This is a genomic window from Halomonas halocynthiae DSM 14573, from assembly GCF_000425725.1.
Taxonomy (GTDB): Bacteria; Pseudomonadota; Gammaproteobacteria; order Pseudomonadales; family Halomonadaceae; genus Halomonas; species Halomonas halocynthiae.
This window is the reverse complement of record NZ_KE384441.1, coordinates 52166-62525: the sequence shown is the minus strand read 5'-3', so window position 1 is coordinate 62525 and position 10360 is coordinate 52166. Positions and strand designations below refer to the sequence as shown.

Below are 10360 nucleotides of genomic sequence, written 5' to 3'. Positions count from 1 at the left end.
TCTTCCCGCTGTTGGCGCTGAGTGTCGCGCTGCTGCGTTCGCTCTTCCAACTGCTGCGTCAACTGCCGACTATTTTCCATAGCCCGCTGCAACTGTAGCAGCAGTGGGTGAGGCTGATAGCAGCGACTACCTTCGCTCAGCCAAGTGAGTGAGTCGGGCAGTGACAGGGGCCCATGCAGACTGGGGGGAGGCAAGATGTCCAGTCCCTGGCGATGGGGAGGTACCACGGCAACACAGGCAAGGTGAGCAAGCTGCCCCGCCTCCTCCAGGGCCTGGAGCAGTTCCCCCGCCTGCTCGCCAAGATCGATAACCAGCAGAGCACCCCGTTCGCTATCGGCTTGCGACACATCCGTCAGGCAACGCTCCACCAACTCGCCGATGCCAACCCCCTCGCGCGGCTCGCTGGTTAGGCAGCGAAGTCCAGGGTAGAGGCGCTGCAGGCCCTTGTCCGGCAGGTTGAGCCCACTGGCCCAAGGCAGGTTGTATTCATGGAAGGTTTGTTGGCCCGAGTGGGCCGCTACCACAGCTTCCTCCACCCGAATGCCGACATGGCCCGCTATCGCACGCCGCAGTCTCTGCGCCTGGTTGTGGGAGGCTTCTACTAGCCAGGTGTTAGCTGCTGTCTGCCTACAGTCCTCCAGCGACAGCTGGTCACCGGCTCCCAGATAGATCAGTGAAGAGTAAGGCGTTGAGGCTTCTTGTACTGCCATGGGGCAAGCTCCATCTATGCAAGGGTCAACCAAGTCATTAGCCTACTCGGCCTTGGCCTGAAGAATACGACGCATGTCAGCGGCCAACCGGTGCCAGTCTTGCCAATCTCGCCCAGAGCGATGCCCCTGCTGTTCGAGACTCGACAGAATGTCTGGTAGCGAGGTTATCAACGATTGAAGAAGTTGCTGGTCGTTTGACCGCAGCCGCTTCCAGACACCACTATCCATGGCCTTGGGAAGGGCGAAGCGTAGTTCCAGCTTTTCGCCGAAACTGTCCTGACTCTCCTGGAACCACTCCTCCAGCAGCTGATCCTGCTGGCGTGGGATTTCGAGTTTGGGTTGGGTTCCGAAGGCCTGGGGCGTAACGTTAGCGCAGGAGACTCGGAACTGCCACCGCCTGGGTTCACTGCCACCGAAGCTAGCCTGCGGAAGCGTGATCCAGAGGTGCTCGTAATCCGGGTTGACCTGAACATGGTGAAGCTCTGGAGTATCAAAGCTGAGCTGACGAGGTAGTGCTTCCAGAGACTGGCTGAGCTTGTCGAATGCACGCTGCCACTTGCGTCGACGCCCTGAGCCAAGTTCACTGGGCAGGTATGCCTGTAATATGCTGGGCAAACTTCTGGCCAGCTCACGCTGTACGGGAAGAAGGGTGTTCAGGGTCGCCGGCCTGGCGAGATTCAGGCACCAGGATTCGTCATCACCCTGTTGAACCTCCAGCTGTAGGCTGCCGCCGGTACAAATGCCGTCAATAGATAGCGAAGAGTACTCGGTTTCACCCACCAGAAGGTTGGCCAGGCGCCACTCTATCTGATCAGGCGCAGGGCGTGATATCTCCACCTTATCAGCCGCAAGAGAGGGGCCGCCACGCTGTTTCAACGCTATCAGTCGCTGCTCTAACGCCTGCAGGTTGGCCTGCTGATTAGTGCTATACCTGAGCTGCCCTTCCAGCTTTTCTTGGGTCTTGTGAAGCGACACCAGCAATGCCTCACATTCCTGCCTAAGGTGCTCGGCGTCCCGTTGGGCCGCTTCATGCTTCTCCGCGTTAGTCTGGGCAGCAACACTCTGCTCCTTCACCACGGATTCGGCCTGGTGAAGCGACACCAGCAACGCTTCACGCTCCCGCTTAAGATGCTCGACATCCCGCTGGGCCGCTTCGTACCTCTCCGCGTTAGTCTGGGCAGCAACACTCTGCTCTTTCACCACGGATTGGGCATCACGCAGTGACTCTTGTAGAGACTTCCGCTCAGCCATGTGATCAGCTTGCCCTTTCTGATGCCTGAAAAGTAAGCTCTCTAGCTTTTCTTGCGTCTGGTGCAAACTTAAGAGCAGTGCCTCATAGCCTTCACGGAGAGCAGTCTGGTGGCTTTCACTCTGCTCCAATCGACTGATTTTCTGATGCGACTTATCGAGCTCCCGGAGCAGTGACTCTTTTTCATCGACAAACTCGCCCCGCTCTTCCTGGCGCCTAGCCAGGCTCATTTCGAGCTGCTCTTGGGTCGTATGTAAGCTGAGCAAAAGCAACTCATGTTCCTGACGCAACTCCGCTTGATCATGCTCAAGTGCTGTCAGGCATGCGGCCTGCTCTCGTGCCGCGTCCAACGCCTGCACAAGTCCCTTTTTCTCGCCGAGAAGACTGGACGTCTCTTCTTGATGCCTGACGGCCTTATCTTCTAGCCTCTTATGGGCACTCTGCAGTTCGGTGCGTAATCGGTCCGCATTCTTCTCCTGAATCGCAGCTTGCTGTTCAAGCGCTGCGTTCTCAAGAAGCTCCTCTTGATGAGCTGCTAGCAGCTCATCGTTTTGCACTGCCTGTCGACCCACAACTTCTTCAAGCCGTGCGACTTCTTCCCTAGCCTGCTCAAGCTCACGAGCCTGCTTGGCGTGTCGCGAAGAGAGAACGGGGACTTGCTGAAACTGTTGCAACGCTTCTATCAGCAGCAGGATATCGTCAGTATCACCGCCATCCAACGAGTCAAGCGGATAGGTGGCAGCCTCAAGCTCATTGCGCAATGTATCGAGTTGATCCGCGTACTGGCTGCACACCGGCTCAGCCAACTGCACGGCAAGACGCATGGGCATGGACTGTTCTGCTGCAGGCAGCATCTGGAGGCCAGTCGATGGAGCTTCGATCAACTGCCAACGCTGCTCGATAAGTTCGACAAGCTTATCACTTGCCGCCAATGCTTGCGTCGCATCTACCAACAGGCTTCGCTCAGGAAACGCTAAGTAGAATTCCAGCATCCGAGCATGCCGTACCCTCCATTCTTCTAACAAAGCCTCATTATCTGCTGTTTCACCTTCTGCCAGCCAAGCCTTAGCGAGATACGTTTCCGGTGATTCAGTAACCAGCAAGAAATGGATACTCGGCTCAAGATCGGCCCAGAACTCCAGTGCCCATAGGCTCAACTGGCTATGCCATCCCCAAGCATGATCCGAAAGATTCACTAACAGCAGCTCTTCCGCCGCCTTCTCCCAGAGGCGCCCCATGGGCTGGCCGGCACGTAACAACGGCACAACGCGATCGTGCCAATCGAGCATGTCGATCGGGGTGCCATGCTGAATTGCTTTAGCAGGATTAAGACCTGCCAACGTCAGGTTCTCAGCGACATCAGCGATACTTGTCACCGATGAGCCGGTAATGCAAAGACTTTTCATGGGCAAGCCGATAGCCTTGTTAGGTAGCTGGGATGAGCGATATCACGCCTCTGGGGCACGACCGTAACCATCTTCAAAACGCACGATATCATCCTCCCCCAAATAGCTACCGGACTGCACTTCAATAATATCTAGCGGCACCTTTCCAGGATTTTCCAGACGATGGGTCTCGCCCATGGGAATATAGGTGGATTCGTTTTCACGCAACAAAAACTCTTTATCACCGCAAGTCACAAGAGCAGTGCCGCTCGCAACAATCCAGTGTTCCGCACGATGATAGTGCATCTGTAGCGACAAACGCTCTCCGGGCTTTACGGTAATACGCTTGACCTGGTGACGCTCTCCTATATCGATCCCTCGGTAGCAACCCCAGGGACGATGTACTGTAGTGTGCAAGTAATGCTCGGCACGCCCTTCACTCTTAAGCCTCTCGACAAGCTGTTTCACGTCTTGGGCGTTGTTTCGATCGGCGACCAATACGGCATCATCTGTTGCGACAACGATGACATCATCAAGACCTGCTACAGCGACCATCGCATGTTCCGCGTGCACGAAACTGTTTCGCGTATCATGTAACAGGACATCGCCCTTGGCGACATTGCCCTGCTGATCTTTGCCTTCAATCTCCCATAACGCAGACCAGGCACCAAGATCACTCCAGCCCATGTCAACCGGCACTACCGCAGCCCTGTCGGTGTGCTCCATGACAGCGTAGTCGATAGAATCCGATGGTGATGCAGCAAAAGCGGCGTCATCCAACCTGCAGAACGTCATGTCCTCAGTTGTGTTTTCCAGTGCAGCACGGGCAGCGGTAAGCATCTCAGGCTGGAAGCGTTCAAGGGCCTCAAGATAGCTGCTGGCGCTGAAAAGGAAAATGCCACTGTTCCACGCATAATCGCCGGTGCTCAAGTACTCCTCAGCGGTGGCCTGATCCGGTTTTTCCACGAAGCGCGTGACGTGGTAGACGCCTTGCCCACCCCCTTGCCAATCACTGCCACGCTGAATATAGCCATAACCCGTTTCCGGCGAAGTCGGCGTGATGCCAAAGGTCACTAATGCCCCCTGCTTGGCAGCCTTGGCCGCCGAGACCACCGCCTGCTGGAACGCTGCCTCGTCGAGGATGACATGATCGGATGGCATAACCAGCATCAACCCCTCAGAATTACTCTCACTGAGCTTGAGTGCGGCTACTGCTACCGCCGGTGCGGTGTTTCGTGCCACGGGCTCCAAAATAATACTGCCAGGCTCGATATTTACCTGACGCAACTGCTCCGCAATGATAAAGCGATGTTCTTCGTTACATACCAACAGGGGGGCTGCATAGGTGCTGCCCTGCACACGCTTTGCCGTCGCTTGCAGCATGGTGACACCATCATCACCATGCAAAGAAAGAAATTGCTTCGGATAACCAATACGCGACATTGGCCAAAGTCGGCTACCAGACCCCCCAGATAGAATTACTGGGTAAACCATGCTTGTGAGATTTTCCTTGCCCATCTTTCTCAACCTTTTAAAAAATTAATAAATAGAAATTCTAGGGGCTCGATGAAACCCTGTTGCGCCAGCGTCTTTTTTTGAAACTACAACTTTTTCTCTGTCATTCATTGGCCAAGAAATATCTAGTGACTCATCGTTCCATCTGACACAGGACTCGTCGCTCGGCCTATAATATTGAGTACATTTATACTGCACACTTGCATACTCTGAGAGGACATAAAAACCATGTGCAAAGCCTGGTGGAACCCAGAGTTGATGATTATTCTTTTCACTCAGCACCGCTGAAACCCACATGCCCAAAGTTGAACTCTTCTCGCGCATATCCACCGCCACATCAAAAACCTCACCCTGCGTCACACGAATGAGCTTTCCCTGCGGCTGTTTAACCTGATAATGGAGCCCTCGTAACACCCCCTGCTTCGAGCGTGAGTGGTTGTCCTGGACGAAGGTAACATCTAGTCCAGTGGCGGCAGCAAAGTCTCTTTGGTTAAAGCTTTCCATAAAAAAACCACGCTCATCTGAAAAAATCTTGGGCGTGATTAGCAGCACGTCGGGAATGGCGAGTGAAGTAATGTGCATGAAATTGTATGACAACCTTATTAATCAGACTCCGAGAAGTCCTAATATATATTTTCCGTAGCCTGTCTTGGTAAGCCGCCTGCCTTGATCTCGTAGCCAATCATCGTCAATCCAGCCGTTACGCCAGGCAATTTCTTCCAGACAAGCTATCTTGAGTCCTTGCCGACGTTCAATAGTCTGTACGTATTGGCTGGCTTCCAACAGGCTGTCGTGAGTACCGGTATCCAACCAAGCAAAACCACGGCCGAGGCGTTCAACGCGTAGGTCTCCTCGCTCTAGGTAAGCGTTAGTAACACAGGTGATTTCGTACTCGTCTCGCTCTGAGAGTTCGACCGACCTGGCAATTTCCACCACGTCATTATCGTAGAAGTACAGTCCTGTGACGGCATAGGCTGACTTTGGCTTAGCGGGCTTTTCTTCGATTGAGATCACCTTGCCTTGCTCGTCAAACTCCACCACACCAAAACGCTCAGGGTCTTTGACCAGGTAACCGAACACCGTGGCACCGCTCTGCTGGGAGGCAGCACGCTTGAGCTGTTCACTGAAGTGCTGACCATGGAAAATGTTGTCACCCAACACTAAGCACACAGGATCATTACCGATAAATTCTTCGCCGATGATAAACGCTTGAGCCAGACCATCAGGGCTTGGCTGCTCCGCATACTCAAAGCGTACACCGAACTGCTCACCCTCCCCCAGCAACTTGCGATAATGCGGCAGGTCTTCTGGCGTAGATATCACCAGAATCTCGCGAATACCTGCCAGCATCAGCACCGAAATTGGATAATAGATCATCGGCTTGTCGTAGATCGGTAACAGCTGTTTGGAAACCCCCAGGGTAATGGGATGAAGTCGCGTCCCCGAGCCCCCTGCCAGAACTATACCTTTACGTGCCATGAGTCGTTCCTTAATTTTCGTAGGAGTTGGACCCATCCGGCGATTGAGCTAACCACCGGCATAAAACAACCCCATCGCCTGCTAAATCAGTCCCTCACAATGAAGCGGTGGGTTTCGTAGGAGCCGGATTCATCCGGCGATTGAATTAACCACCGGCATAAAGCAACCCCATCGCCCGATAAACCGGTCTCCCACAAAAAAACAGGCCCTATCGCCCGATAAACCGGGCTCCCACAAAAAAATAGGCCCTATCGCCCGATGAATCGGGCTCCCACAATGAAGCGGTGGGTTTCGTAGGAGCCGGATTCATCCGGCGATTGAATTAACCACCGGCATAAAACAACCCCATCGCCCGATAAATCGGGCTCCCACAAAAAAATAGGCCCTATCGCCCGATAAACCGGGCTCCCACAAAAAAACCGGCCCCATCGCCTGCTAAACCGGGCTCCCACAGGTAAACCCTGCGCCTATCAGTCAAAGTATTCTGCCAGCGTCAGCGCCAGCTGCTCTTGCCAGCGGGGCAATTCAAGACCCAACGCCTGTTCCAGCTTATCAAGCAAGAGCCTTGAGTTCAGGGGCCTTTGGGCTGGCGTGGGGTATTCAACGGTTGATATAGCAGCAACATTTTCAGGCGTAATAGCCAACTTTTCACCAGCATCTTTGGCCTGCTTAAATATTTCGCAAGCAAAGCCATGCCAGCTGGTTTCGCCACGCGGAGCTAGGTGATAAACCCCTGACGGAATATGAATAGTGAATGGTGAACGGTGAGTGGTAAGTGGTGAGTCGTGAATAGTAAGTGCCAGCATGGTGACTTGAGCGATCAATCGCGCTGGCGTGGGCGCGCCAATCTGATCACTTACCACACTCAATGAGTCACGCTCACCGCCCAGCCGCAACATGGTTTTCATGAAGTTGTTGCCGCGTGCGCTATACACCCAGCTGGTACGAAAGATCAGGTGCTCACACCCGCTGGCAATTATCGCTTCATCACCCGCCAGCTTGCTTGTACCGTAAACAGACAGCGGCCCTACCGGACTACTTTCATCCCATGCCTGTTCGCCATCGCCGGGGTACACATAATCGCTAGAGTAGTGAACTAGCGGAATGCTTTGCTCAGCAGCATAGCTTGCCAACTGAGCGGGCAGTTCGGCGTTCAGGCGCCGCGCCAGTTCGGGCTCGTTCTCAGCCTTATCAACAGAGGTATAAGCCGCCGCATTAACGATTAACGTGGGTTGGTGGCGCTCAAGCCAACCCTGCACGGCGTTTTCATCGGCCAAATCCAACTCGCCACGAGTAGGAGCATGAACCTCACCCAGCAGGCACAGTTGACGTTGCAGCTCGAAGCCAACCTGGCCATTACCACCAGTTATCAGAAGACTCATGCGCCGACTCCCAACCTCTGGCCCTGATAGCTACCGTCTTGCACACGCTTCCACCAAGCGTCGTTGGCCAGGTACCACTGCACGGTCTTGCGCAGGCCGCTTTCAAAGGTTTCCTGCGGCACCCAGCCCAGCTCACGTTCAATTTTACTGGCATCAATGGCATAGCGCAGATCGTGACCGGGGCGGTCAGTGACGAAGGTAATGAGGTTACGGTAGTGCTCAAGCGCTGAGGTATCTTCCGATCGCCGGATAAATCCGGCTCCCCCACCATCACTTCCCACAGGCACCTGACTTTCCATTGTAGGAGCCCGATTTATCGGGCGATTTCCATCCAGCGGCACCAATTCTTGAAGCAGGTCACAAATGCTCTCTACCACGTCCAAATTGGCTTTCTCGTTATGGCCGCCGATATTGTAGGTGTCTCCAACGTTTCCTTCACTGGCCACCTTGATCAACGCGCGGGCGTGGTCTTCCACATATAGCCAGTCGCGAATCTGCTGACCATCGCCATACACTGGCAGCGGTTTGCCCGCTAAGGCATTAAGAATCACCAACGGAATCAGCTTTTCAGGAAAGTGATACGGGCCATAGTTATTCGAGCAGTTGGTAATCAGCGTGGGCAAGCCGAAGGTACGCTGCCAGGCGCGCACCAGGTGATCTGAGCTGGCTTTACTGGCGGAATAGGGCGAACTGGGCGCATAGGGCGTGGTTTCCAGGAACAGGTCAGCGGTGCCTTCAAGGTCGCCATACACCTCATCAGTGCTGATATGGTGAAAACGAAACGCCGCCGCTTTCTCTGGGTCACTCTCCTGCAACCCATTCCAATAGCCACGCGCCGCTTCCAGCAACACCGACGTGCCCACCACATTGGTTTGAATAAACTCAGCAGGGCCATCAATCGAACGATCGACATGGCTTTCCGCCGCTAAGTGCATCACCACATCAGGCTGATGGTCGGCAAACGCTCGGTGCATCGCTGGTGCATCGCAGATATCAGCGTGAATGAAGGTATAGCGTGGGTTATCCGCCACCTCTGCTAACGACTCTAGGTTACCGGCATAGGTCAGCTTATCCACATTCACAACATGGTGTCTGGTGTTGTGGATAAGTTCACGTACTACGGCAGAGCCAATAAAACCAGCACCCCCAGTGACGAGAAAAACCCTTGGCACATTACCCCCTATAACTCAGTGCAGCCTATGTGATTTAGTTACACATTTTATCGGACGATAGGGTTTCTTTACTGTCGGTGGTCGCTTCAATCGCCGGATAAATCCGGCTCCTACAATATTCAGCGGTTCCGACACATCCGCTTTGCTGCAAACCGCATCAATTGTGGCATTTTGCTACAATTGATGCGGTTTGCTACAATCAAGGAAAGTCAATATCGGAGATACTAATATGGCTACGAACAGTATTCGTTTAGATCAAGAGCTTATTGAGAAGGCCACCATCATTGCCAAAGCTCTCAATCGGACACCACCTAAGCAAATAGAGCATTGGGCAAAAATCGGCGAAATGATGGAGGATAACCCTGATTTACCTTACGAGTTTGTGAGACAAGCTATCATCGCGCAGGCAGAGCGAGATGCCGGCAAACTGGAGGCCTACGATTTTGATTAGAGCCACCAGTGTATTACAAACCCCGACATTCAAAAAAACGGTTAAGAAGCTAAGACCCAACCAAAAACAAGACCTCGACGTAGCTATTAAGAATTTAATGGCCGACCCCAACATTGGTGAGCAAAAAAAAGGGGATCTGGCTTTTTTACGGGTCCATAAATTCAAAATGAACAAGCAGCTAACTTTGCTGGGTTACAGCTTTGACGATGGTGCCCTTGTTCTTGAACTGATGATATTGGCCACACACGAAAACTTCTACCGTGATATCAAACGGAAATAGCCGTTGAGCAAACCACCAGCACCCTGTGGGAACCCAGTTTATCGGGCGATGGGATACTTCACTGCAGGTGGTTGAGTCAATCGCCGGATAAATCCGACTCCTACAAAAACCACCCCACACCAGCAAAAACCGTCACTGTAACGCCCTTCGTAGGAGCCCGATTTATCGGGCGATGGGATACTTCACTGCAGGTGGTTGAGTCAATCGCCGGATAAATCCGACTCCTACAAAAACCACCCCACACCAACAGAAACCATCACTGTAACGCCCTTCGTAGGAGCCCGATTTATCGGGCGATGGGATACTTCACTGCAGGTGGCTGAGTCAATCGCCGGATAAATCCGGCTCCTACAAAAACCACCCCATACCAGCAAAAACCGTCACTGTAACGCCCTTCGTAGGAGCCCGATTGATCGGGCGATGGGATACTTCACTGCAGGTGGCTAAGTCAATCGCCGGATAAATCCGGCTCCTACAAAAACCACCCCATACCAGCAAAAACCGTCACTGTAACGCCCTTCGTAGGAGCCCGATTGATCGGGCGATGGGATACTTCACTGCAGGTGGCTAAGTCAATCGCCGGATAAATCCGGCTCCTACAAAAACCACCCCATACCAGCAAAAACCGTCACTGTAACGCCCTTCGTAGGAGCCCGATTGATCGGGCGATGGGATACTTCACTGCAGGTGGCTAAGTCAATCGCCGGATAAATCCGGCTCCTACAAAAACCACCCCA

9 protein-coding genes are annotated in these 10360 nt (G+C 53.5%); 2 read left to right on the top strand and 7 right to left on the bottom strand.

The genetic code is table 11. From position 1 onward, the window contains the following. From H616_RS15655 to rfbB, 7 genes are all read right to left on the bottom strand, one after another. A partial coding sequence (locus H616_RS15655) for a hypothetical protein (protein WP_035573185.1) occupies positions 1–710 on the bottom strand: 710 nt, incomplete at its 3' end. Positions 711–752: 42 nt separating this feature from the next. Next, positions 753–3365 carry a coiled-coil domain-containing protein gene (locus H616_RS0112150; protein ID WP_027967611.1) on the bottom strand — a complete coding sequence of 871 codons (2613 nt, stop codon included), beginning with the start codon at positions 3363–3365 and terminating at the stop codon, positions 753–755. Positions 3366–3407: 42 nt separating this feature from the next. Continuing rightward, entirely contained in the window at positions 3408–4838 is a 1431-nt protein-coding gene (locus H616_RS0112145; RefSeq protein WP_205619100.1) for a mannose-1-phosphate guanylyltransferase/mannose-6-phosphate isomerase, read from the bottom strand. 45 nt (positions 4839–4883) lie between these two features. After that, positions 4884–5441, bottom strand: a complete 558-nt coding sequence (gene rfbC / locus H616_RS14925) for a dTDP-4-dehydrorhamnose 3,5-epimerase (protein ID WP_051234278.1) — start codon at positions 5439–5441, stop codon at positions 4884–4886. Positions 5442–5465: 24 nt separating this feature from the next. Beyond that, positions 5466–6338, bottom strand: coding sequence for a glucose-1-phosphate thymidylyltransferase RfbA (gene rfbA, locus H616_RS0112135; protein ID WP_035573183.1), 873 nt, complete (start codon positions 6336–6338; stop codon positions 5466–5468). Positions 6339–6808: 470 nt separating this feature from the next. Beyond that, positions 6809–7720: a dTDP-4-dehydrorhamnose reductase gene (rfbD, locus tag H616_RS0112130; protein WP_027967608.1), complete on the bottom strand. Its 912-nt coding sequence runs from the start codon at positions 7718–7720 to the stop codon at positions 6809–6811. After that, positions 7717–8892, bottom strand: coding sequence for a dTDP-glucose 4,6-dehydratase (rfbB, locus tag H616_RS0112125; protein WP_027967607.1), 1176 nt, complete (start codon positions 8890–8892; stop codon positions 7717–7719). Before rfbB ends, rfbD begins: the two co-directional genes overlap by 4 nt. Before the next feature lie 229 nt (positions 8893–9121). Here rfbB and H616_RS0112120 point away from each other — a divergent pair, with 229 nt between their 5' ends. Next, complete coding sequence (locus H616_RS0112120) at positions 9122–9343, top strand: TA system antitoxin ParD family protein (protein WP_027967606.1); 222 nt, start codon at positions 9122–9124, stop codon at positions 9341–9343. After that, positions 9336–9623: a type II toxin-antitoxin system RelE/ParE family toxin gene (locus tag H616_RS0112115; RefSeq protein WP_027967605.1), complete on the top strand. Its 288-nt coding sequence runs from the start codon at positions 9336–9338 to the stop codon at positions 9621–9623. Before H616_RS0112120 ends, H616_RS0112115 begins: the two co-directional genes overlap by 8 nt. Positions 9624–10360: the final 737 nt, after the last annotated feature.